We start from the raw sequence: 26,682 nt of genomic DNA, 5'->3' as shown, positions 1-26,682 counted from the left end.
CGGACTGCCGGATCACCAGAAGGAGTTGGCCAGCGATGGTCGCTGAAGAGAAGCTGCTGGGCTACCTCAAGAAGGTCACCGCCGACCTGGCGGACACCCGGGAGCGGCTGCGCGAGGCCGAGTCGGCCTCCACCGAGCCGATCGCCATCGTCGCGATGGGCTGCCGGTTCCCCGGCGGCGTCGACTCGCCCGAGACGCTCTGGCACCTGCTGCGGGACGGCCGCGACGCGATCACGCCGTTCCCGGCCGACCGCGGCTGGGACCTGGACGCGCTGTACGACCCGGACCCCGACCGGCAGGGCACCAGCTACGTCCGCGAGGGCGGCTTCATCCACGGCGCCGCCGAGTTCGACCCGGCGTTCTTCGGCATCTCGCCGCGCGAGGCCCTCGCCATGGACCCGCAGCAGCGCCTGCTGCTGGAGACCTCCTGGGAGACCATCGAGCGGGCCGGCCTCGACCCCGCCGCCCTGCGCGGCACCCGGGTCGGCGTCTTCGCCGGCACCAACATGCAGGACTACACCAACCTGCTGCTGATCTCCCAGGAGGGCTTCGAGGGCCACCTCGGCACCGGCAACGCGGCCAGCGTGGTCTCCGGCCGCATCTCCTACACCCTGGGCCTGGAGGGCCCGGCCGTCACCGTCGACACCGCCTGCTCCTCCTCCCTGGTCGCCCTCCACCTGGCCGTCCAGTCGCTGCGCAACGGCGAGTGCACGCTCGCCCTGGCCGGCGGCGTCGCCATCATGTCGACGCCCGGCGCCTTCCTGGAGTTCAGCCGCCAGCGCGGCCTCGCCGAGGACGGCCGCTGCAAGCCCTTCGCGGCCGCCGCCGACGGGACCAACTGGTCCGAGGGCGTCGCGATGCTGCTCGTCGAGCGGCTCTCCGACGCCCGCCGCAACGGCCACCCGGTGCTCGCCGTCGTGCGCGGCTCGGCGATCAACCAGGACGGCGCCAGCAACGGCCTCACCGCCCCCAACGGTCCGGCCCAGCAGCGGGTCATCCGCCAGGCCCTGGCCGGCGCCCGGCTCACCCCCGCCCAGGTCGACGCCGTCGAGGCGCACGGCACCGGCACCTCGCTGGGTGACCCGATCGAGGCCCAGGCGCTGCTCGCCACCTACGGCCGTGGCCGCGCCGCCGCCGACCGGCCGCTGTGGCTCGGCTCGGTGAAGTCCAACATCGGGCACACCCAGGCCGCCGCCGGTGTCGCGGGCGTCATCAAGATGGTGCTCGCCATGCAGCACGGCGTGCTGCCGCAGACCCTCCACGTCGACCAGCCGTCCCCGCACGTGGACTGGTCGGCCGGCGCCGTCGAGCTGCTGACGGAGTCGCGCGACTGGCCCGAGACCGGCGAACCGCGCCGGGCCGGCATCTCCTCCTTCGGCATGAGCGGCACCAACGCCCACGTCATCCTGGAGCAGGTGCCCGCGCCGACCACCGAGCCGGCGCAGGCACCCGCCGGGACCCCGGGCACCACCGCCCCGCTCCCGCTGCTGCTGTCGGGCCGGAACGCGGACGCCCTCGCCGCCCAGGCCGGACGCCTCCGCGCCCACCTGGCAGAACACCCCGAACTCCCGCTGGACGGAACGGCCTTCGCCCTCGCCGCCACCCGCAGCCACCACGAGCACCGCGCCGCGGTGACCGGCCACGGCGACCGCGACGCACTGCTCGCGGCGCTGGACGCCCTCGCGGCGGACCGCCCGCTGGCGGGCGTGGTGCGGGGCGTGGCCGGCGACGGACGGACGGCGTTCCTGTTCACCGGGCAGGGGAGCCAGCGGTCGGGGATGGGGCGTGAGCTGTATGCCGCCTTCCCGGTGTTCGCGGAGGCCTTCGACGCGGTGTGCGCGCGGGTGGAACTGCCGCTGAAGGAGGCGGTGTTCGGGGAGGACGCGGACGTTCTCGCCCGTACCGAGTTCACCCAGCTGGCGCTGTTCGCGGTGGAGACCGCGCTGTTCCGGCTGGTGGAGAGCTGGGGGGTCCGTCCGGACTTCCTGGTCGGGCACTCGATCGGTGAGATCGCGGCCGCGCACGTGGCCGGTGTGCTGTCGCTGGACGACGCGGTGACACTGGTGGCGGCGCGTGGCCGGCTGATGCAGGTGCTGCCCGAGGGTGGCGCGATGGTGGCGGTCAAGGCCACCGAGGCCGAGATCCTGCCGCTGCTGACCGCTCAGGTGAGCATCGCGGCCGTCAACGGGCCGTCCTCCGTGGTGATTTCGGGCGACGAGTCCGAAGTGCTGGCGATCGCCGGGCAGTTCGAGAAGACCAAGCGTCTCAATGTCTCGCACGCCTTCCACTCGCCGCTGATGGACGGCATGCTGGACGACTTCCGCCAGGTGGCGGAGGGTCTGACCTACGCGGCGCCGCAGATCGCCGTGGTCTCCAACGTGACCGGTGCCCTGGCCACTGCCGAGGAGCTGTGCTCGCCCGAGTACTGGGTGCGCCACGTCCGCCAGGCGGTTCGCTTCGCCGACGGGATGCGCACTCTGGAGGCCCAGGGCGTCACCACGTACCTGGAGCTGGGCCCCGACGGTGTGCTCTCGGCCATGGGCCAGGAGTGTGTCGAGCAGGGCGTGTTCGTTCCGGCGCTCCGGAACGGCCGGGACGAGCGGGCCGGTGTCGCGGAGTGCCTGGCGAGCCTGCACGTCCACGGCGTCCCGGTGGCCTGGACGGCAGGGGTGGCGCTTCCCCCGGTCGAGCTGCCGACGTACGCGTTCCAGCGTGAGCGCTACTGGCCGGCGGTGGCTTCGGGCTGGATGGGCGAGGTTGCCTCGCTGGGCCTGGGTGCGGCCGATCACCCGCTGCTGGGGGCCGGCGTTTCGCTGGCCGATGCGGAGGGCTTCCTGTTCACGGGGCGTCTGTCGGTGGAGTCGCACCCGTGGCTGGCCGATCATGCGGTGTTGGGTTCGGTGATCGTTCCGGGCACGGCGTACGTGGAGCTCGCGGTGCGGGCGGGTGACCAGGTGGGTTGCTCGCTGGTGGAGGAGCTGACGCTGGAGGCGCCGCTGGTGCTTCCGGAGTCCGGCGGTGTGCAGGTTCAGGTCTGGGTCGGTGCGCCCGACGGCGGGGGTCGTCGCTCGGTGACGGTCCACTCGCGGGTCGAGGGCGCCGGTGAGGACGGCCTCTGGACGCGTCATGTCTCGGGTGTGCTGGCGGAGGGTGCGTCGGCTGCTGAGGGTGCGGGCCTGGTGGAGTGGCCGCCGGCGGGTGCCGAGGCGGTGGAGCTGGACGGCTTCTACGGGGCGATGGAGGGCGTCGGGTTCGGTTACGGCCCGGTGTTCCAGGGTCTGCGCTCGGCGTGGCGTCGCGACGGTGAGGTGTTCGCCGAGGTGGCGCTGCCGGAGGCGGTGGCGGGGGAGGCGGCCGGTTTCGGTCTGCACCCGGCGTTGCTGGACGCGGCGTTGCACGCGGTCGGGCTCGGTGGCCTGGTGGAGGACGCGGGAGCGGGCCGGTTGCCGTTCGCGTGGTCGGGTGTGTCGCTGGTTGCCTCGGGTGCGGGTGCGCTGCGGGTGCGGCTGGTGTCGGCGGGTGCGGACGCGGTGTCGCTGACGCTGGCGGACGCCGAGGGCCGTCCGGTCGGTTCGGTGGAGTCGCTGGTGCTGCGGCCGGTGGTCGCCGGGCAGTTGGCGGCCGCGGGTGGGTCGACCGATTCGCTGTTCGGCGTGGACTGGGCGGAGATCGCGCTCGGTGAGACGGGCCGCGAGGTCCTCGTGGTGGGTGACCTCGCGGAGCTGGACGCCGTGGAGGTTGTGCCGTCGCTGGTGGCAGTGGAGTTCGGTTCTGCGGACGGTTCCGGTGCCGATGAGGTGCACGCGGCTGCGGTCCGTGCGCTGGAGCTGGTGCGGGGCTGGCTGGCGGAGGAGCGGTTCGCCGCTTCGACGCTGGCTGTGGTGACGCGTGGTGCTGTGTCGGTCGATGCGGCGTCGGGTGTTGCGGGTCTGGCGGAGTCGGTGGTCTGGGGTCTGGTGCGCTCGGCCCAGTCGGAGAACCCGGACCGGTTCCTGCTGGTGGACCTGGAGGCGGGCGCCGAACTGCCGTCGGGCGTTGTGGAGTGTGGCGAGCCGCAGGTCGCGGTGCGCGGGGGTGTGGCGTTCGCGCCGCGTCTGGTGCGCGTCGCTACCGAACCGGACAACGGCGTGTCGCTGGGCGAGGGCACGGTCCTCGTCACGGGCGGTACGGGCGGTCTCGGTTCGCTGGTGGCCCGGCACCTGGTCACGGCGCACGGGGTGCGGAGTCTGGTGCTGACCAGCCGCCGTGGCCTGGACGCGCCGGGAGCGGTCGAACTGCGGGACGAGCTGGCCGGGTTGGGCGCCGAGGTGGACGTCGTCGCCTGCGACGTGTCCGACCGTGACGCTGTCGCCCGCATGCTGGAGGGTCGTTCGCTGTCGGCGGTGGTTCACACCGCCGGTGTGCTGGATGACGGCCTGGTGTCGTCGCTGACGCCGGAGCGGCTGTCGGCGGTGCTGCGTCCGAAGGTGGACGCGGCGGTGATCCTGCATGAGCTGACTGCCGGGATGGACCTGTCGGCGTTCGTCCTGTTCTCCTCCGCTTCCGGCGTTTTCGGTGCCGCCGGCCAGGGCAACTACGCCGCCGCGAACGCGTTCCTGGACGCGCTCGCCGAGCAGCGCCGGGCCGACGGCCTCACCGCCACCTCGCTCGCGTGGGGCCTGTGGGCCGAGGACGGCGGCATGTCCGCCGCCCTGAGCGAGGCCGACGTCCGTCGCCTTGCTCGCGCGGGCGTCGCCCCGCTGCGCGCCCAGGAGGGCCTGGCCCTGTTCGACGGTGCGCTCACGCTGGAGCGCGCCCTGGTCGTCCCGATGCACCTCGACCCGGTGGCGATGACCGGCGGCGGTGAGGTCCAGCCGCTGCTGCGGGCTCTCGTTCGCACGCCGCGCCGCCGCAAGGTCGGTACCGGCACCGGCGCGTCGGTCGAGCTCTCCCGGGCCCTGGCCGGCCTGACCGAGTCCGAGCGGCTGAGCACGCTGCTGGCGATGGTGCAGGCGCAGGTCGCGTACGTCCTCGGGCATGCCGCCCCCGACAGCATCGACCCGGTCCGGGCGTTCAAGGACCTCGGCTTCGACTCGCTGACGGCCGTGGACCTGCGCAACCGCCTCAACGCGACCACCGGCCTGCGCCTGTCGGCGACGCTGGTTTTCGACTACCCGACGCCGGAGGCGCTTGCCGGTCACCTGGCCGCCGAACTCGTCGGCCGTGCCGAGGAGTCGCGCCCGAGTCTGCCCGCGGTCAGGTCGTACCGCGATGACGAGCCGATCGCGATCGTCGGGATGGCCTGCCGTTACCCGGGTGGGGTCGCCTCGCCTGAGGACCTGTGGCAGCTGGTGCTCGGCGCCGGTGACGGCATCACGTCCTTCCCCACTGACCGTGGCTGGCACCTGGACGCTCTGGAGGACGTGAACTCGGGTCTCTCTGGTACGAGTTACGTCACGGAGGGTGGTTTCCTGCATGACGCGGGTCTGTTCGACCCGGCGTTCTTCGGGATCAGCCCGCGTGAGGCGTCGGCGATGGACCCGCAGCAGCGTCTGCTGCTGGAGACGTCCTGGGAGGCGTTCGAGCGCGCGGGCATCGACCCGGCCTCGATGAAGGGCAGCGCGACCGGTGTGTTCGCCGGTGTGATGTACCACGACTACACCTCGCGTCTGCACGCGATTCCGGCCGGTGTCGAGGGTTACCTCGGTACGGGTGGTTCGAGCAGCATCGCCTCCGGCCGGGTGGCCTACACCCTGGGTCTGGAGGGTCCGGCGGTCACCATCGACACCGCCTGTTCCTCGTCGTTGGTCGCCCTGCACTGGGCGGCGAAGGCCCTGCGCGAGGGCGAGTGCACGATGGCGCTGGCCGGTGGTGTGACGGTCATGTCCACCCCGGGCGCGTTCATCGAGTTCAGCAAGCAGCGCGGTCTGGCCATGGACGGCCGCTGCAAGTCGTTCGCGGCGGCGGCGGACGGCACGGGCTGGTCCGAGGGTGTGGGCATGCTCCTGCTGGAGCGCCTCTCCGACGCCCAGCGCAACGGCCACCGGGTCCTCGCGGTGGTGCGCGGCAGCGCGATCAACCAGGACGGCGCGAGCAACGGGCTGACCGCCCCCAACGGGCCGTCCCAGCAGCGGGTGATCCGCCAGGCGCTGGCCGGTGCCCGACTGGCCTCGGACCAGATCGACGTGGTCGAGGCGCACGGCACCGGCACGGTGCTCGGTGACCCGATCGAGGCGCAGGCGCTGCTGGCCACGTACGGCCAGGAGCGCACCGAAGAGCCGCTGTGGCTGGGCTCGTTGAAGTCCAACATCGGTCACACCCAGGCGGCGGCCGGCGTCGGCGGCATCATCAAGATGGTCATGGCGATGCGGGAGGGCGTGCTGCCGCAGACCCTGCACGTCGACGAGCCGTCCCCGCACATCGACTGGGCCTCGGGCGCCGTCGAGCTGCTGACCGAGGCCCGGCCGTGGCCGGAGACCGGACGTCCGCGTCGAGCTGCCGTCTCCTCCTTCGGTATCAGCGGCACCAACGCCCACACGATCATCGAGCAGGCCCCGGCGGAGAAGCGTCCGGCTCGTACCGGGAACGAGGAGGACGGTCAGGCGCCGCTGGTGCTGTCCGCGAAGAGCGAGGGTGCTCTGCGTGGCCAGGCCCAGCGACTTCTCGCCCTGGTCGAGGCCGAGCCCGAGCTGCGGGTCACCGACCTCGCCTACTCGCTGGCCACCACCCGCGCGACGATGGACCTCCGCGCCGGCGTCGTCGCGGACAGCCGCGACGGGCTCGCGTCCGCTCTGCGGGCGCTGGCCGAGGGCGGTACAGCCGGTGGGCTGGTGACGGGTGCCGCCTCGGGCGGGAAGCTGGCGTTCCTGTTCACGGGGCAGGGGAGCCAGCGTCCGGGCATGGGGCGTGAGCTTTACGAGGCCTACCCGGTGTTCGCCGAGGCCTTCGACGCCGTGTGCTCGCGGGCCGAACTCCCGCTGCGCGACGCTGTCTTCGGCGATGACGCGGAGCTGCTGGCTCGCACCGAGTACACCCAGCCGGCCCTGTTCGCCGTCGAGGTGTCGCTGTTCCGGCTCTTCGAGAGCTGGGGCGTCCGTCCGGACTTCCTGGTCGGCCACTCGATCGGCGAGCTGGCGGCCGCGCACGTCGCGGGCGTGCTGTCGCTGGACGACGCCGTCAAGCTGGTCGCCGCTCGCGGCCGGCTGATGCAGGCGCTGCCCGAGGGTGGCGCGATGGTGGCGGTCAAGGCCACCGAGGCCGAGGTGCTGCCGATGCTGACCGCTCAGGTGAGCATCGCGGCCGTCAACGGGCCTTCCTCCGTGGTGATTTCGGGCGACGAGTCCGAAGTTCTGTCGATCTCCGGTCAGTTCGAGAAGACCAAGCAGCTCAAGGTCTCGCACGCTTTCCACTCCCCGCTGTTGGACGGCATGCTGGACGACTTCCGCCGGATCGCGGAGGGCCTGACGTACAGCGCACCGCGCATCCCGGTCGTCTCCGACGTCACCGGCTCGGTTGCGACGGCCGAGGAGCTGTGCTCGCCCGAGTACTGGGTGCGCCACGTCCGCCAGGCCGTTCGCTTCGCCGACGGCATGCGGGCTCTGGAAGCCAAGGGTGTCACCACCTTCGTCGAGCTCGGCCCGGACGGCGTGCTCTCGGCCATGGGCCAGGAGTGCGTCGAGCAGGGCGTGTTCACCCCGGCGCTGCGTGCCGAGCGCCCGGAGGCGCAGACCGCGCTGACGGCGCTCGTCACCGCGTACGTCCAGGGCGCCCAGGTCGACTGGCGAGGGTTCTTCGCGAAGGCCGGCGCCCACGTCACGGACCTGCCGACGTACGCCTTCGAGCGCGAGTGGTTCTGGCTCCACGCCCCTGCTCTGACCGGGGACGTCCAGTCCGCCGGTCTCGGTGCGGCCGATCACCCGCTGTTGGGTGCGGCGGTGGCTCTTGCCGATGCGGAGGGCTTCCTGTTCACGGGTCGTCTGTCGGTGGAGTCGCACCCGTGGCTGGCCGATCATGCTGTGCTGGGTTCGGTGATCGTTCCGGGTACGGCGTTCGTGGAGCTTGCGGTGCGGGCGGGTGACCAGGTGGGTTGCTCGCTGGTGGAGGAGTTGACGCTGGAGGCGCCGTTGGTGCTTCCGGGGTCGGGTGGTGTGCAGGTCCAGGTGACGGTGGGCGCGGTGGACGCGTCCGGGCGCCGTTCGGTGGCTGTGCACGGTCGGGCCGAGGGCTCGTCGGAGTGGGTCCGTCATGTCTCGGGTGTGCTGGCGGAGGGTGCGTCGGCTGCTGAGGGTGCGGGTCTGGTGGAGTGGCCGCCGGCGGGTGCCGAGGCCGTGGATGTGGAGGCGTTCGCACGGGGTCTGGCGGAGGCCGGGCTGGTGTACGGGCCGGCGTTCCAGGGTCTGCGGTCGGCGTGGCGCCGCGACGGCGAGGTGTTCGCCGAGGTCGCCCTGCCGGAGGAACTGGCCGACCACGCCGCCGGCTTTGGTCTGCACCCGGCGCTGCTGGACGCGGCGGTGCAGGCGGTGGGGCTGGGCGGGTTCGTCCGGGCCGAGGGCCAGGCGCACCTGCCGTTCGCGTGGGCTGGTGTCGAGTTGCACGCTGCGGGTGCGGACGCGCTGCGGGTGCGGCTGGTGTCCGCCGGTACGGACGCGGTGTCGCTGACGCTGGCGGACGCCGAGGGGCAGCCGGTCGGGACCATCCGATCGCTGGCTCTGCGGCCGGTGGTCGCCGGGCAGTTGGCGGCGGCCGGCGGGTCGATCGACTCGCTGTTCGGCGTGGACTGGGCGGAGATCGCGCTCGGGGCCGGGTCGGCCGCCGACGTTCAGCTGTTCTCGTCACTGGCCGAGCTGGCCGGGGACGAGGTCCCGGAGGTCGTGGTCGTCGAGGCTCCGCAGGCGGGCGGCGGTGACGTGGCCGAGGCCGCGCACGCTGCCGGTGTGTGGGCGCTGGAGCTGGTGCGGGGCTGGCTGGCGGAGGAGCGGTTCGCCGCTTCGCGGCTCGCCGTGGTGACGCGTGGCGCCGTTGCTGCGGGTCTGGCGGAGTCGGTGGTCTGGGGTCTGGTGCGCTCGGCGCAGTCGGAGAACCCGGACCGGTTCCTGCTGGTGGACCTGGAGGCAGACGCCGAGCTGCCGTCGGGTGTCCTCTCCTGTGGTGAGCCGCAGGTGTCGGTGCGCGGCGGTGTGGCGTTCGCGCCGCGTCTGGTGCGCGTCGCTACCGAACCGGACAACGGCGTGTCGCTGGGTGAGGGCACGGTCCTCGTCACGGGTGGTACGGGTGGTCTCGGTTCGCTGGTGGCCCGGCACCTGGTCACGGTGCACGGGGTGCGGAGTCTGGTGCTGACCAGCCGTCGCGGCCTGGACGCGCCGGGAGCGGTCCAACTGCGGGACGAGCTGACCGGGTTGGGCGCCGAGGTGGACGTCGTCGCCTGCGACGTCACCGACCGCGACGCTGTCACGGCGCTGCTGGAGGGTCGTTCGCTGTCGGCGGTGATCCACACCGCTGGCGTCCTGGACGACGGTGTGGTGTCGTCGCTGACGCCGGAGCGCCTGGCCGCGGTACTGCGCCCGAAGGTCGACGCGGCGTGGCACCTGCACGAACTGACCGCCGGAATGGACCTGTCGGCGTTCGTCCTGTTCTCCTCCGCCTCCGGCGTGTTCGGCGCCGCAGGCCAGGGCAACTACGCCGCCGCGAACGCGTTCCTCGATGCTCTGGCGGCCCGCCGCCGGGCCGACGGCCTGCCCGCCACCTCGCTCGCGTGGGGCCTGTGGGCCGAGGACGGTGGCATGGCCACCAGCCTGTCCGAGGCCGACGTCCGTCGCCTGGCCCGGGCCGGCGTGGCGCCGCTGCGTTCGCAGGAGGGCCTGGCCCTGCTCGACGGCGCGCTCACCGTGGACCGCGCCCTGCTCGTCCCGATGCACCTGGACCCGGTGGCCATGACCGGCGCCGGCGAGGTCCCGCCGCTGCTGCGCGGACTCGTCCGTACGCCGCGCCGCCGGACCGCCGCCAGCGGCGGCACCGCGGCCGCCGGTTCGCTGGCCGAGCGCCTGCTCGCCCTGCCGGTGGCGCGCCGCGACGAGGCCGTCCGCGAGGTGGTCCGCACCCAGGTGGCCGAGGTCCTGGGCCACGGTTCGGCGGAAGGGGTCGACCCGGCCCGCGCCTTCCGTGAGCTGGGCTTCGACTCCCTCACCGCCATCGAGCTGCGCAATCGTCTCAACGCGGCCACCGGTCTGCGCCTGCCGGCCACGCTGGTCTTCGACTACCCGACGCCGTCCGCGCTCGCCGACTTCATCCGCGACGAGCTCGTCGGCGAGGCCCCGGCGGCTGCCGACGTGCTGTCCACGACCGTCGTGGACGAGCCGATCGCGATCGTCGGCATGGCCTGCCGCTACCCGGGCGGGGTCTCCTCGCCCGAGGACCTGTGGCGGCTGGTGCACGGCGGCGGCGACGGCATCTCGCTCTTCCCGACCGACCGTGGCTGGGACCTCGACGCCCTGTTCGGCGCGGACGGCACCCAGCCCGGAGGCAGTCACACCCGGGAAGGCGGATTCCTGCACGGCGCCGCCGAGTTCGACGCCGGCTTCTTCGGCATCAGCCCCCGCGAGGCGCTCACCATGGACCCGCAGCAGCGCCTGCTGCTGGAGACGTCCTGGGAGGCCTTCGAGCGGGCGGGCGTCGACCCGGCCGCTCTGCGCGGCAGCGCCACCGGCGTGTTCACGGGCGTGATGTACCACGACTACGCCTCGCTGCTGGAGTCGGTCCCGTCCGGCGCCGAGGGCTACCTGGGCACCGGCAACGCGGGCAGTGTCATCTCGGGCCGCCTGGCGTACACCTTCGGGCTTGAGGGCCCGGCGGTCACCGTCGACACCGCCTGCTCCTCCTCCCTGGTCGCCCTGCACCTGGCCGCCCAGGCCCTGCGCAACGGCGAGTGCGCGATGGCCCTGGCGGGCGGTGTGACCGTGATGTCCACCCCGGCCGCGTTCATCGACTTCAGCCGCCAGGGCGGGCTCTCCTTCGACGGCCGCTGCAAGGCCTTCTCGGCCGACGCGGACGGCACCGGCTGGTCCGAGGGTGTCGGCATGCTCCTGCTGGAGCGCCTGTCCGACGCCCAGCGCAACGGGCACCAGGTGCTCGCGGTCGTCCGTGGCTCGGCGATCAACCAGGACGGTGCCAGCAACGGCCTCACCGCCCCCAACGGTCCGTCCCAGCAGCGCGTCATCCGCCAGGCCCTCGCCAACGCGCGCCTCACGGCCAACGACGTGGACACGGTCGAGGCGCACGGCACCGGTACCACCCTCGGCGACCCGATCGAAGCTCAGGCACTGCTGGCCACCTACGGCCAGGAGCGTGCCGAAGAGCCGCTCTGGCTCGGTTCGTTGAAGTCCAACATCGGTCACACCCAGGCGGCGGCCGGCGTCGGCGGCATCATCAAGATGGTCATGGCGATGCGGCACGGCATGCTGCCGCAGACCCTGCACGTGGACGAGCCGTCCCCGCACATCGACTGGGCCTCCGGCGCGGTCGAGCTGCTGACCGAGGCCCGGCCGTGGCCGGAGACCGGGCGTCCGCGTCGCGCGGCCGTCTCCTCCTTCGGCTTCAGCGGCACCAACGCCCACGCCATCATCGAGCAGGCCCCCGCCGACGCTCCGCGCGAGGCGGGCACCGCCGCCCGGCAGCTGCTTCCGTGGGTGCTGTCCGGCCGCACCGAGGCCGCGCTGCGGGACCAGGCGCTTCGCCTGCGTTCCCACCTCGACGGCTCCGTCGAGTCGGCGGACGTCGCCTACTCGCTGGCGGTCACGCGGGGCCGGTTCGACCACCGGGCCGTGCTGACGGCGGCCGACCGGGACGGGGTGCTGCAGGCTCTTGCGGCGCTCGCCCGGGGCGAGTTCGCGGACGGCCTGGTGCGAGGCACGGCCGACACCGGGAAGCTGGCGTTCCTGTTCACCGGGCAGGGGAGCCAGCGTCCCGGGATGGGGCGTGAGCTGTACGAGGCCCACCCCGTCTTCGCCGAGGCCTTCGACGCCGTGTGCGCCAAGCTCGAACTGCCGCTGAAGGAGACGGTTTTCGGCGAGGACGCCGACGTACTCGCCCGCACCGAGTTCACCCAGCCGGCGCTGTTCGCCGTCGAGGTGGCGCTGTTCCGGCTCTTCGAGAGCTGGGGCATCCGTCCGGACTTCCTGGTGGGTCACTCGATCGGCGAGCTGGCGGCCGCGCACGTCGCGGGCGTTCTCTCCATCGACGACGCCGCCGCGCTGGTCGCCGCTCGCGGTCGCCTGATGCAGGCGCTGCCCGAGGGTGGCGCGATGGTGGCGGTCAAGGCCGCCGAGGCCGATGTCCTGCCGCTGCTCACTGAGAACGTCAGCATCGCCGCGATCAACGGGCCGACGTCCGTGGTGATTTCGGGCGACGAGACCGAAGTGCTCACGATCGCCGGGAAGTTCGAGAAGACCAAGCGCCTCAGCGTCTCCCACGCCTTCCACTCCCCGCTGATGGACGGCATGGTGGCGGACTTCCGCGAGGTGGCCGAGGGCCTGACGTACAGCGCCCCGGTCATCCCGGTGGTCTCCAACGTCACCGGCGCCCTCGCCACCGCCGAGGAGCTGTGCTCGCCCGAGTACTGGGTGCGCCACGTCCGCGAGGCCGTCCGCTTCGCCGACGGCATGCGGGCCCTGGAGGACCAGGGCGTCAGCGTCTTCGTCGAGCTGGGCCCCGACGGCGTTCTCACCGCGATGGCCCAGGACTGCGTCGACGGCGGCGTGTTCGTGCCCGCGCTGCGCGCCGGGCGCCCCGAGGCGCGGACCGCGCTGACCGCCCTGGCCACCGCCCACGCCCACGGCGCGGCCGTCGACTGGCCGACGCTGTTCGCCGGCACCGGCGCCCGCCGCGTCGACCTGCCCACCTACCCCTTCCAGCGCGAGCGCTACTGGCCGGCGGTCGGTGTCCGCCGGGCCGGGGACGCGACGGCCTTCGGGCTCGGGCGGACCGACCACCCGTTGCTGGGTGCGGCGGTGGCGCTGGCCGACGGCGAGGGCCACCTGTTCACCGGCAGCCTGTCGCTGCGGACCCACCCGTGGCTGGCGGAGCACGCGGTCGCGGGCACGGTGATCCTGCCCGGCACGGCCTTCGTCGAGCTCGTGATGCGGGCGGCGGACGAGGTCGGCTGTGCGGTGCTGGAGGAACTGACGCTGGCGGCGCCGCTGGTGCTGTCCGAGCAGGGCGGGCTGGCTGTCCAGGTGCTGGTCGGCGGGCCGGACGAGGACGGGCGCAGGCCCGTGAGCGTCCACTCCCGTTCGGAGCGGGCCTCGGCGGACGAGCCGTGGACCCGGCACGCGACCGGCGCGCTGGCCTCGGCCGCGGGTACGGAGGGCGAGTCGCTGACCGAGTGGCCGCCGGCCGGGGCCGAGCCCGTGGCCGTCGACGGCTGGTACGAGGCGCTGGCCGCGTCCGGGTTCGACTACGGCCCGGTGTTCCAGGGCCTGCGGGCCGCCTGGCGGCGCGGCGACGAGGTGTTCGCCGAGGTCGCCCTGCCGGAGGAACTGGCCGACCACGCCGCCGGCTTCGGTCTGCACCCGGCGCTGCTGGACGCCGCGCTGCACGCGATCGGGCTGGGCGTCCTGGCCGACCGGGAGGGCGGCGGTCTGCTGCCGTTCTCCTGGAGCGGTGTCGAGCTGCACGCCTCGGGCGCGGGCGCGCTGCGGGTCCGGCTGGCGGCGGCGGGGCGCGACGCGGTCGCGCTGACCGTCGCGGACGCCGGGGGCCGTCCGGTCGCGACGGTGGACTCGCTGATGCTGCGGCCGGTGGACCGGGAGCAGCTGGCCCGGGCGGGCGGCGCGTCGCACAAGGACGCGCTCTTCCGGCTGGACTGGTCGGCTCCGTCCGTCGCGTCGGCGACCTCGTCGGCCTCCCCGGCCGAGCCGGTGGCCGAGGGCCGCTGGGCGCTGCTGGGCGAGGACGCCTTCGGCGTGGCCGAGGCCCTGGCCGCCGCGGGTACCGTGCCGGACCGCCACGCCGACCTGCTCGGCCTGGTGGAGTCGGGCACCGCTCCCGACGTGCTGCTGCTGACCTGCCCGGCCGGCGGCCTGCGGGCCGACAGCGCCGACGCCACGGACGTCGCCGACAACGCCCGGGTCGCCGCCTTCCGCGTGCTGACGCTGGTGCAGGCGTTCCTCGCCGAGGAGTGCTTCGCCGGCACCCGGCTGGTGCTGCTCACCAGGGGTGCGCTGGCCGCCGCCCCGCGGGACGGGGTGCCGGACCCGGGCGCGGCCACGGTCTGGGGCCTGGTGCGGTCCGCGCAGTCCGAGCACCCGGGACGCTTCGTCCTGGTCGACCTGGACGAAGCACCGGACGCCGCCCGGGCGCTGCCCGCCGCCCTGGCGGCCGAGGAGCCCCAACTGGCGGTGCGCGGCGGCGCCTTGCTGATCCCGCAGCTCGCCAGGGCGCAGGCCCCGGGCACCGCTCAGGGCGCCCTCGACCCGGACGGCACGGTGCTGCTCACCGGTGCCACCGGAGCGCTGGGCGGCCTGGTCGCCCGGCACCTGGTGGCCGAGCACGGGGTGCGTCACCTGCTGCTGCTCAGCCGTCGCGGCGAGGCCGCCGACGGGGCGCGGGAGCTGGCCGAGGAACTGTCCGGGCTGGGCGCCGCGGTGTCCTTCGCGGCCTGCGACGCGGCCGACCGGGAGGCGCTGGGCAAGGTGCTCGCGACCGTCCCGGCCGCCCACCCGCTGACGGCCGTCGTGCACACCGCCGGTGTGCTCGACGACGGCGTGATCGGCTCGCTCACGCCCGAGCGGCTGGACGCCGTGCTGCGGCCCAAGGTCGACGCGGCGCTCAACCTGCACGAGCTGACGGCCGGTTCTGGCCTCGCCCGCTTCGTCCTGTTCTCCTCCGCGGCGGGCACGCTGGGCAACGCCGGCCAGGCGAACTATGCTGCGGCCAACGCCTTCCTGGACGCGCTGGCGCAGCACCGCGCCGCCCGCGGCCTGCCCGGCACCTCGCTCGCCTGGGGGCTCTGGGAGCAGTCCGGCGGGATGGCCGCCGCCCTGGAGGGCACCGGTGCCCGCCGAATGGCCCGGGGCGGTGTCTCGGCGCTGACCGCGGAGCAGGGCCTGGCGCTGCTCGACCGGGCGCTGGCCGGCGACGAGCCGGTGCTGGTGCCGATCGCCCTGGACCTGCGGGCGCTGCGGGCCCGCGCCGCCGGGGCGGCCGTACCGGCCGTGCTGCGCACGCTGGCGCCGTCGGCGGCCCGCCGGGCGGTGGACGCCTCGGGCGACGCCGCCCACGCGCTGCGGCAGCGGCTGGCCGGTGCCGAGCCGGAGGAGCGGGACCGGATCCTGCTGGACCTGGTCCGCTCGCACGGCGCGGCGGTGCTCGGCCACGCGGGCCCCGACGCGGTGGTGCCCGGGCGCGGCTTCCTGGAGCAGGGCTTCGACTCGCTGACGGCGGTCGAGCTGCGCAACCGGATCGGCGCCGCCACCGGGCTGCGGCTGCCGGCCACCCTGCTGTTCGACCACCCGAGCCCCGCCGCGCTGGCCGGGCACCTGGCCGGCGAGCTGAGGACCTCCGGTGCCGGCGGTTCCGTCGAGCCGGTGCTCGGCGAACTCGGGCGGCTGGAGGCGTCCCTGGCGGCGCTGGCGGCCGGTCCGTTGGACGACGCGGTCCGGGCCGGGCTGACCGCCCGCCTCCAGGACCTGCTCGCCCTGTGGGGCGCCGCCGCCCCGGCGGCCGGCGAGGCCGTCACCGAGCGGCTCGACGAGGCCAGCGACGACGACCTCTTCGACTTCATCGACAACGAGCTGGGGCTCTGACCTCGTGCGTATGGATTCTGTGACAACTTCCGGACGGGGGAGCACCGTGGTGAATGAGGACAAGCTTCGCGACTACCTCAAGCGGGTGACGGCCGATCTGCACCAGACGCGGCTGCGGCTGCGCGAGGTGGAGGCGGCCGACCAGGAGCCGATCGCGATCGTCGCGATGAGCTGCCGCTACCCGGGCGGCGTGGCCTCGCCCGAGGACCTGTGGGAGCTGGTCGCGGCCGGCGGTGACGGCGTGTCGGCGTTCCCGACCGACCGCGGCTGGGACCTGGAGGCGCTGTACTCCCCGGACCCGGACAGCCCCGGCACCTCGGTGACCCGCGAGGGCGGGTTCCTGCACGACGCGGCCGAGTTCGACGCGGCGTTCTTCGGCATCTCGCCGCGCGAGGCGATGGCCATGGACCCGCAGCAGCGGCTGCTGCTGGAGACCTCCTGGGAGGCCTTCGAGCGCGCGGGCATCGACCCGGCCACCCTGCGCGGCAGCGCCACCGGCGTGTTCGCCGGCGTGATGTACCACGACTACGCCGCCCGGCTGTCCGTGGTGCCGGAGGGCGTCGAGGGCTACCTCGGCACCGGCAGCTCGGGCAGCATCGCCTCCGGCCGGGTCGCGTACACCTTCGGCCTGGAGGGCCCGGCGGTCACCGTCGACACCGCCTGCTCCTCCTCCCTGGTCGCCCTGCACTGGGCCGTCCAGGCGCTGCGCCGCCAGGAGTGCACCCTCGCCCTGGCCGGCGGCGTGACGGTGATGGCCACCCCCGGCGCCTTCATCGACTTCAGCCGCCAGCGCGGCCTGGCCCTCGACGGCCGCTGCAAGGCCTTCTCGGCCGACGCTGACGGCACCGGCTGGGCCGAGGGCGCGGGCATGCTCCTGCTGGAGCGCCTCTCCGACGCCGAGCGCAACGGACACCCGGTGCTGGCCGTCGTGCGCGGCAGCGCGATCAACCAGGACGGTGCCAGCAGCGGCCTCACCGCCCCCAACGGCCCGTCCCAGCAGCGCGTCATCCGCCAGGCCCTGGCCGACGCCCGGCTCACCTCCGACCAGGTGGACGCGGTCGAGGCGCACGGCACCGGCACCACCCTCGGCGACCCGATCGAGGCCCAGGCGCTGCTCGCCACCTACGGCCAGGAGCGCCCGGGCGACCGCCCGCTCTGGCTGGGCTCGCTCAAGTCCAACATCGGCCACACCCAGGCGGCGGCCGGCGTCGGCGGCATCATGAAGATGGTGCTCGCGATGCGGGAGGGCGTGCTGCCGCGCACCCTGCACATCAACGAAGCGTCGCCGCACATCGACTGGACCGCCGGCGCGGTGGAACTGCTGGCCGACGCCAGGGACTGGCCCGAGACCGGCGCGCCGCGCCGCGCGGGTGTCTCCTCCTTCGGGTTCAGCGGCACCAACGCCCACGTCATCCTGGAGCAGGCGCCCGCGCCGACCGTCGAGCCCGCCGACGCCGCCGCCTCCCCGGCGGTGCTGCCGTGGTTGCTCTCCGCCCAGACCGGGGACGCGCTGCGCGAGCAGGCCGTCCGGCTGCAGGCCCGCCTGGCGGACGGGGCGGCGGACGCGTCCGCGCTCGATGTCGCGTACGCCCTGGCCACGGGCCGGGCGCAGCACCGGTACCGGGTGGCGGTCGTCGGCCGGGACGGTGAGGAACTCCTCGCCGGTGTGCGGGCGTTGGCGGAGGGCCGACCGGCGGCCGGTACGGTCGTCGGCGAGGCCGCCGAGGGGCGGACGGCGTTCCTGTTCACCGGGCAGGGCAGCCAGCGTCCCGGGATGGGGCGTGAGCTGTACGAGGCCTACCCGGTGTTCGCCGAGGCCTTCGATGCGATCTGCGACCGGGTCGAACTGCCGCTGAAGGAGGCGGTGTTCGGCGAGGACGCTTCGGTTCTCGCGCGTACGGAGTTCACCCAGGTCGCGCTGTTCGCCGTCGAGGTGGCGCTGTTCCGGCTCTTCGAGAGCTGGGGCGTGCGCCCCGACTTCCTGGCGGGCCACTCGATCGGCGAGCTGGCGGCCGCGCACGTCGCGGGTGTCCTCTCCCTCGACGACGCCGTCACCCTGGTCGCCGCCCGTGGCCGGCTGATGCAGGCGCTGCCCGAGGGCGGTGCGATGGTCGCGGTCAAGGCCGCCGAGGCCGACGTCCTGCCGCTGCTCACCGGCAACGTCAGCATCGCCGCCATCAACGGGCCCACGTCCGTGGTGATTTCGGGCGACGAGGCCGAAGTGCTGGCGATCGCCGGGCAGTTCGAGAAGACGAAGCGTCTCAACGTCTCGCACGCCTTCCACTCGCCGCTGATGGACGGCATGGTGGCGGAGTTCCGTGCCGTCGCCGAGCGCCTGACGTACAACGCCCCGCGCATCCCGGTGGTCTCCAACGTCACCGGCGCCCTCGCCACCGCCGAGGAGCTGTGCTCGCCCGAGTACTGGGTCCGCCACGTTCGTGAGGCCGTCCGCTTCCTGGACGGCATGCGCACCCTGGAGGCGGAGGGCGTCACCACCTACCTGGAGCTCGGCCCCGACGGTGTCCTCACCGCCATGGCCCAGACCTGCGTCGGGCAGGGCGCCTTCGCACCCGCGCTGCGCGCCGGCCGCCCCGAGGCGCTCACCGCGCTCACCGCCCTGGCCACCGCCCACGCCCACGGCGCGTCCGTCGACTGGCCGGCGCTGTTCGCCGGCACCGGCGCCCGCCGCGTCGACCTGCCCACCTACCCCTTCCAGCGCGAGCACTTCTGGCTCCACCCGCCGGCCGTCCCGTTCGGCAGCCCGGTCGCCCTGGGCCAGAGCCCGGTGGGCCACCCGCTGCTCGGCGCCGCGGTGTCCGTGGCGGACGCGGACGGGGTGCTGTTCACCGGCCGGCTCTCGCTGCACTCGCACCCGTGGCTGGCCGACCACGCGGTGGCCGGCACGGTGATCCTGCCCGGGACGGCCTTCGTCGAACTGGCCCTGCGGGCCGGTGACCAGGTCGGCTGCGCGCTGCTGGACGAGCTGACGCTGGAGGCCCCGCTGGTGCTCCCGGCGTCCGGCGGCGTGCAGGTCCAGGTCCGGGCCGGCGCGGCCGACGGTGCGGGCCGCCGCCCGGTGACCGTCCACGCGCGGGCCGAGAGCGCCGGCGAGGACGGCCCCTGGACGCGCCACGCCGCGGGCACGCTGTCGGCGGCGCTGCCGGCCGCCCCGGCCGGGGACGCCGAGGGCAGCTGGCCCCCGGCCGGCGCCGAGGCGCTGGACGTGGACGGCCTGTACGCCGGGATGGCGGCCGCCGGCTTCGGGTACGGCCCGGCGTTCCGCGGCCTGCGGGCGGCCTGGCGGCGCGGTGACGAGGTGTTCGCCGAGGTCGCGCTGCCCGAGCCGGTGCGTGGCGACGCCCGCGCCTTCGGCCTGCATCCGGCCCTGCTGGACGCCGCCGTGCAGGCGGTGGGCCTCGGCGGGTTCGTCGCGGCCGACGGCGGGGCCCACCTGCCCTTCGCCTGGACCGGCATCGCCCTGCACGCCGCCGGCGCGGACGCGCTGCGCGTGCGGCTGACGGCGGCCGGCCAGGACACGGTGGCGCTGAGCCTCGCCACCGCCGACGGCCGGCCGGTCGGCTCGGTCGGGTCGCTGGCCCTGCGCCCGCTTGCGGCCGGCGCCCTGACGGCCGGCGACGGCGCCGACGCGCTGTTCGCCGTCGACTGGACGACGCTGCCCGCCGCCGACGGCCCGGCCGGTGCGTCCTGGACCGTCGCCGGCCAGGACCCGCTGGGCCTGCTGGCGGACCTGCCCGCCGTCGTCGACGGGCTCGCCGTCCACGCCGGTCTGCCGGACCTGCTGGCGGACCTGGACGCCGGCGCCGAGGCCCCCGCGACCGTCCTGGTCCCGTGGGCCACCGAGCCCGCCGCCGACCTGCGCACGGCGGCCCGCGACGCCGCCTGCTTCGCCCTGACGTTGGCCCAGGCCTGGCTGGCCGAGGAGCGGTTCGCCGCCTCCCGGCTGGTCCTGGTGACCCGGGGCGCCGTCGCGCTCCCGGGCGAGGCCCTCGCGGACCCCGCCGCGGCCGCCCTGTGGGGCCTGCTGCGCTCGGCCCAGTCCGAGCACCCGGGCCGCCTGGTGCTGCTGGACCTCGACCCGGCGGACGGCCCGGACGCCGTTACCGCCCTGCCGGGAGCGCTGGCGAGCGGCGAGCCCCAGCTGGCGCTGCGGGCCGGCCGGGCCCACGCGCCCCGGCTGGCCCGGGCGGCGGGCGGCACCGACCTCCTGGCCCTGGACCCGGCGGGCACCGTCCTGGTGACGGGTGCCACCGGCTCGCTCGGCGCCCTGGTGGCCCGCCACCTGGTGACCCGGTACGGCGTGCGGCACCTGCTGCTGCTCAGCCGCCGCGGCCCGGCGGCCGAGGGCTGGCCGGAGCTGGCCGGGGAACTGGCCGGGCTGGGCGCCGAGGCGACCATGGTCGCCTGCGACGCGGCCGACCGCGAGGCGCTGGGCAAGGTGCTCGCGGCCGTCCCGGCGCAGCACCCGCTGACCGCCGTGGTGCACACCGCCGGTGTGCTCGACGACGGCGTGGTCGCCGCCCTCACCCCCGACCGGGTCGACGCGGTGTTCCGTCCGAAGGTCGACGCGGCGCTCAACCTGCACGAGCTGACGGCCGGACAGGACCTCGCGGCCTTCGTGCTGTTCTCCTCGGCGGCCGGCACCTTCGGCAACGCCGGCCAGGGCAACTACGCGGCGGCCAACGCCTTCCTGGACGCGCTCGCCGCGCACCGCCGCGCCGGGGGCCTCCCGGCGACCTCGCTGGCCTGGGGCCTGTGGGAGCAGCGGTCCGGGACGCCCGGCACCGGCGGCATGGCGGGCGAGCTGCAGGACGGCGACGCCCGGCGCCTGTCGCGCTCCGGCGTCGACGCCCTCACCGCCGAGCAGGGCCTCGCCCTGTTCGACCGGGCGCTGTCCGCCGAGCGGGCGGTCCTGGTGCCGATCCGGCTCGACCTCGGCGCCCTGCGGGCCGGGGCGCAGGCCGGGCTGCCGCACCTGCTGCGCGGCCTGGTGCGGGTCCCCGTCCGCCGCGGTGCGGCCGCCGGCGCCGACCCGTCCGGCTCCGAACTGGCCCGCCTGCTGGCGCCGTTGGCGCCGGAGCAGCGGACGGCGCGGCTGCTGGCGGAGGTCCGCGACCAGGCGTCGGCCGTTCTCGGCCACAGCTCGGCCGAAGCCGTGGAACCCGCGACCTCCTTCACCCGGCTGGGTTTCGACTCGCTGACCGCCGTCGAACTGCGCAACCGGCTCGGTGCGCTGACCGGCCTGCGGCTGCCCGCCGGCCTGGTCTTCGACCACCCGACGCCGGCGGCCCTGGCCGCCTACCTGGCCGAGGAGCTGTTCGACGGCGCCCGGGCCGACCGGACGCTCCCCGCGCCGGTGACGCCGGCCGGCGACGACGAGCCGATCGCGATCGTCGGCATGGCCTGCCGCTACCCCGGCGGGGTGCGGACCCCCGAGGAGCTGTGGGCCCTGGTCGCCGGCGGCCGGGACGCCGTCACCCCGTTCCCGGCCGACCGCGGCTGGGACCTCGACGGCCTGCACGACGACGACCCGGACCGGCAGGGCACCAGCTACGCCCGCGAGGGCGGGTTCCTGCACGACGCGGCCGAGTTCGACCCGGCGTTCTTCGGCATCTCGCCGCGCGAGGCCCTCGCCATGGACCCGCAGCAGCGGCTGCTGCTGGAGACCTCCTGGGAGGCCTTCGAGCGGGCGGGCATCGACCCCGGCACGCTGCGCGGCAGCGCCACCGGCGTGTTCGCCGGCGTGATGTACCACGACTACCTCAGCCGGCTTCCGGCCCTGCCCGCCGGCGTCGAGGGCTACCTCGGCACCGGCGGCTCCGGCAGCGTCGCCTCGGGCCGGGTGTCGTACACCTTCGGCCTCGAGGGCCCGGCGGTCACCGTGGACACCGCCTGCTCCTCCTCCCTGGTCGCCCTCCACTTCGCCGCCCAGGCCCTGCGCAACGGCGAGTGCGAGCTGGCCCTGGCCGGCGGTGTGACGGTGATGTCCACCCCCGGCCCGTTCGTCGAGTTCAGCCGCCAGCGCGGCCTCGCCGCCGACGGCCGCTGCAAGGCCTTCTCGGCCGACGCCGACGGCACCGGCTGGGCCGAGGGCGCGGGCATGCTGCTGCTGGAGAAGCTGTCGGACGCCCGCCGCAACGGGCACCCGGTGCTCGCCGTGGTCCGCGGCAGCGCCGTCAACCAGGACGGCGCCAGCAACGGCCTGACCGCCCCCAACGGCCCCTCCCAGCGCCGCGTCATCCGCCAGGCCCTGGCCGCCGCCCGGCTGACCGCCGCCGAGGTGGACGCCGTCGAGGCGCACGGCACCGGCACCACCCTCGGCGACCCGATCGAGGCCGACGCGCTGCTCGCCACCTACGGGCAGGAGCGCGGCGAGAACGGCGAGCCACTGTGGCTGGGCTCGCTCAAGTCCAACATCGGCCACGCCCAGGCGGCGGCCGGTGTCGGCGGCATCATCAAGATGGTCATGGCGATGCGGGAGGGCGTGCTGCCGCGCACCCTGCACGTCGACGAAGCGTCGCCGCACATCGACTGGACCGCGGGCGCGGTCGAGCTGCTCACCGAGGCCCGGCCGTGGCCGGAGACCGGGCGCCCGCGTCGCGCGGCCGTCTCCTCCTTCGGGTTCAGCGGCACCAACGCCCACGTCGTGGTCGAGCAGGCGCCGGCCGCGCCCGAGACCGAGGCCCGCATCACGCCCCCGGCGCTCCCGTGGGTGCTCTCCGGCCGGGACGAGACCGCGCTGCGCGAGCAGGCGGTCCGGCTCCTCGGCCGGCTGGGAGCGGCCCGGACCGGCGTCGAGCCGGTCGACGTCGCGTACGCGCTGGCCACCGGCCGCGCCGTGCACAAGCACCGGGCCGTGGTCGTGGGCCGTGACGGCGACGAACTCCTCGCCGGTGTCCGGGCGTTGGCGCGCGGTGAGGCGGCGGCCGGGGTGGTCGCGGGGGAGGGCGGCGGGAAGCTGGCGTTCCTGTTCACCGGCCAGGGGAGCCAGCGTCCCGGGATGGGGCGTGAGCTGTACGAGGCCTACCCGGTGTTCGCCGAGGCCTTCGAGGCCGTGTGCGCCAAGGTCGAACTGCCGCTGAAGGAGGCGGTGTTCGGCGAGGACGCTGCGGTTCTGGCGCGTACGGAGTTCACCCAGGTCGCGCTGTTCGCCGTCGAGGTGGCGCTGTTCCGTCTGATGGAGAGTTGGGGCATCCGTCCGGACTTCCTGGTGGGACACTCGATCGGCGAGCTGGCGGCCGCGCACGTCGCGGGCGTTCTCTCCATCGACGACGCCGCCGCGCTGGTCGCCGCTCGCGGTCGCCTGATGCAGGCGCTGCCCGATGGTGGCGCGATGGTGGCGGTCAAGGCCTCGGAGGCCGATGTCCTGCCGCTGCTCACCGAGAGCGTCAGCATCGCCGCGATCAACGGGCCTTCCTCCGTGGTGATTTCGGGCGACGAGGATGAAGTCCTGGCGATCGCCGGGCAGTTCGAGAAGACCAAGCGGCTGAGCGTCTCGCACGCCTTCCATTCGCCGCTGATGGACGGCATGGTGGCGGAGTTCCGCGAGGTGGCCGAGGGCCTGACGTACAGCGCCCCGGTCATCCCGGTGGTCTCCAACGTCACCGGCGCCCTCGCCAACGCCGAGGAGCTGTGCTCGCCCGAGTACTGGGTGCGGCACGTCCGCGAGGCCGTCCGCTTCGCCGACGGCATGCGGGCCCTGGAGGCCCAGGGCGTCACCACGTACCTCGAGCTGGGCCCCGACGGCGTTCTCACCGCGATGGCCCAGGACTGCGTCGCGGACGGCGTGTTCGTGCCGGCGCTGCGCTCCGGCCGCCCCGAGGCGCGGACCGCGCTGACCGCCCTGGCCACCGCCCACGCCCACGGCGCGTCCGTCGACTGGCCGGCGCTGTTCGCCGGCACCGGCGCCCGCCGCGCCGACCTGCCCACCTACCCCTTCCAGCGCCGCCGCTACTGGCTGGAGGCGCCGGCCCTGGTCGGGGACGTCGCGTCGGCCGGGCTGCGGCTCGCCGGGCACCCGCTGCTCGGCGCGGCCGTCGTGGTGGCCGACTCCGAGGAACTGCTGTTCACCGGCAGCCTGTCGCTGCGCACCCAGCCCTGGCTGGGCGACCACGCGGTCGCGGGCACGGTGATCCTCCCCGGCACGGCCTTCGTCGAGCTGGCGCTCGCGGCGGGCGAGCAGGCGGGCTGCGGCCACCTGGAGGAGCTGACGCTGGAGGCCCCGCTGGTCCTCCCGGCGCGTGGCGCCGTGGAGTTGCAGCTGCGGGTGGCCGCGCCGGACGCGTCCGGCCGCCGCGCGCTGACCCTGCACGCCCGTTCGCAGGACGCCGCGCCGGGCGAGCCGTGGACCCGCCACGCCGCCGGCACGCTCACCGCCGGGCCGGCCGACGCCGGGCGGGCCGCCGAGGCCGGGCAGGCCGAGTGGCCGCCGGCCGGGGCCCGGGCGCTGGAGCTGGACGGCCTGTACGAGGGCCTGGCGGAGCACGGCTTCGGCTACGGCCCGGCGTTCCAGGGCCTGCGGGCGGCCTGGCGGCGCGGCGACGAGGTGTTCGCCGAGGTCGCCCTGCCGGAGGAACTGGCCGACCAGGCCGCCGGGTTCGGCCTGCACCCGGCGCTGCTGGACGCCGCGCTGCACGCCCTCGGCCTGCCCGACCCGGCGGCGCCCGCCGCCGGAGCGAACCCTGCCGCGGCGGACGCCGGGGAGCAGCAGGCACAGGGCCGGCTGCCGTTCTCCTGGAGCGGCGTCACCCTGGTCGCCGCCCGGGCCCGGGCGCTGCGGGTCCGGCTGGCCCCGGTCGGCCCGGACGCCGTCGCCCTGACGTTGGCCGACCAGGACGGCCGTCCGGTCGGTTCGGTCGAGGCGCTGGTGGTTCGGCCGCTGTCGCCGGAGCAGGTCCGGGCGGCCGGCGCGGCCGTGATCGACTCGATGTTCGCGGTCGAGTGGGCGCCGGTGGCGGGCCTGTCCGTCCCGGAGCCGTCCGACTGGTCCCTGGTCGGTGTGGACGGCCACGGGCTGGAGGCCCTCGAGGACGCCCTGGGCGCCGTCGGCGGCCTGGTGGACCGGCACCCGGACGTGGCCGCTCTGCTGGCGGCCCTGGACGACGGCGCGCCCGCGCCGGAGGCCGTGCTGGTGCCGGTGCGCGGGCGCGGCGGGGACCTCGCCGAGGCCACCCGGGACGCGCTGGGCGAGACGCTGGCGCTGGTCCAGCTGTTCGCGGCCGACAGCCGGCTGGCGGGCAGCCGACTGGTGCTGCTGACCGGTGGCGCGGTGGCGGCGGACGCCGAGGAGGACGTGACCGACCTGGCCGCCGCCGCGGTCTGGGGCCTGGTCCGCTCGGCGCAGTCCGAGGAGCCGGGCCGGTTCACCGTGGTGGACCTGGACGGCGACGAGCGCTCGCGGCGGGCGCTGGCCGCGGCCCTGGCGGCCGACGAGCCGCAGCTGGCGCTGCGCCGGGGCGCGGCGCTGGCCCCGCGGCTGGCCCGGGTGAGCGCCCCGCAGGCGGCCGAGGCCGCCGTCCCGAGCGCCTTCGCCCCGGACGGGACCGTCCTGCTCACCGGCGCCACCGGCGCCCTCGGCCGGGTGCTCGCCCGGCACCTGGTCGCCGACCTCGGGGTGCGGCACCTGGTGCTGGCCGGCCGGCGCGGCCGGTCCGCTGAGGGGATGGACGAGCTGGTGGGGGAGCTGACCGCGCTGGGCGCGGGCGTCGCCGTCGAGGCGTGCGACGCGGCCGACCGGGAGGCGCTGGCCGGCCTGCTGGCCCGGATCCCGGCCGACCACCCGCTGACCGGGGTCGTGCACGCGGCCGGGGTGCTGGACGACGGCGTCCTGTCCTCCCTGGACGCGGGGCGGCTGGAGCGGGTGCTGCGGCCGAAGGTCGACGCCGCGCTCAACCTGCACGAGCTGACGGCGGGCCTGGAGCCGGACTCCTTCGTCCTGTTCTCCTCGGCCGCCGGGGTCTTCGGCAACGCCGGGCAGGCGAACTACGCCGCCGCCAACGCCTTCCTGGACGCCCTGGCCCGTCATCGCCGGACCCGGGGCCTGCCCGCCGTCTCCCTGGCCTGGGGCCCGTGGGCGGAGGCCGGCATGGCCGGTTCGCTGGAGGAGGGCGACGGCCGCCGGATGGCCCGGGGCGGTGTGAGCGCGCTCACCGAGGCCGAGGGCCTGGCCCTGTTCGACGCCGCGCTCGGCCTCGCCGAGCCCGCGCCCGTCCCGGTCCGGCTCGATGTCGCCGCGCTGCGCGCCGAGTTGGGCGAAGGCCCGGTCCCGCCGCTGCTGCGCGGGCTGGTCCGTCCGGTGCGGCGTGCGGCGGCGGGTGCGCCCGCCGCCGGCGGCGACCTGGCGGGCCGGCTGGCCGCGGCCTCCCCGGCCGAGCGGGAGCGGATCCTGCTGGAGCTGGTCCAGGACCAGGTGGCGGCCGTCCTCGGACACCCGGACCGGTCCGCCGTCGAGCCCGAACTGGCCTTCAAGGAGCTCGGGTTCGACTCCCTCACGGCGGTCGAGCTGCGCAACCGGCTGAACGCCGCGACCGGCCTGCGGCTGCCGGCCACCCTGGTCTTCGACCACCCGTGCGCGCTCGACCTCGCCGAGCGGCTGCGAGAGGACCTGCTCCAGGAGGGTGCCGACGCGGTCACCCCGATGCTTGCCGAACTCGACCGGCTGGAGGCGGCGCTGACCGCCGCCGCGACGGACGAGGAGGGCCGGGCGCGGGTCGCGATCCGGCTCCGGGCCCTGGCCGAGCGCTGGGCCCCGGAGGAGGCCCGCCCCGAGGACGCCACCGTCGCCGACGAGTTGGAGGCGGCCACCGACGACGAGATGTTCGAGTTCATCGGCAAGGAGTTCGGCATCTCCTGACCCGTCGCCGCCCGAACCGGCACCTCCCGCTCCGCC

2 protein-coding genes are annotated in these 26,682 nt (G+C 75.3%); both read left to right on the top strand.

Features of this window, described 5'->3' with window-relative positions:
- The first annotated feature begins 11 nt into the window (after nt 1-11).
- The gene (locus ACGF13_RS12605) at nt 12-15,776 is read left to right on the top strand and encodes an SDR family NAD(P)-dependent oxidoreductase (protein ID WP_392872809.1); all 15,765 of its coding nucleotides are present in this window, start codon (nt 12-14) and stop codon (nt 15,774-15,776) included.
- A 46-nt stretch (nt 15,777-15,822) separates the two neighbouring features.
- Nucleotides 15,823-26,646 (top strand): type I polyketide synthase, encoded by a 10,824-nt coding sequence (locus ACGF13_RS12600; protein ID WP_392872704.1) that lies wholly within the window; start codon nt 15,823-15,825, stop codon nt 26,644-26,646.
- Nucleotides 26,647-26,682: the final 36 nt, after the last annotated feature.

This window comes from Kitasatospora sp. NPDC048286 (genome assembly GCF_043201735.1).
In the GTDB taxonomy this organism is placed as follows: domain Bacteria; phylum Actinomycetota; class Actinomycetes; order Streptomycetales; family Streptomycetaceae; genus Kitasatospora.
Note: the sequence above shows the minus strand (reverse complement) of the source record. Positions and strands in the feature narration are given on the sequence as shown.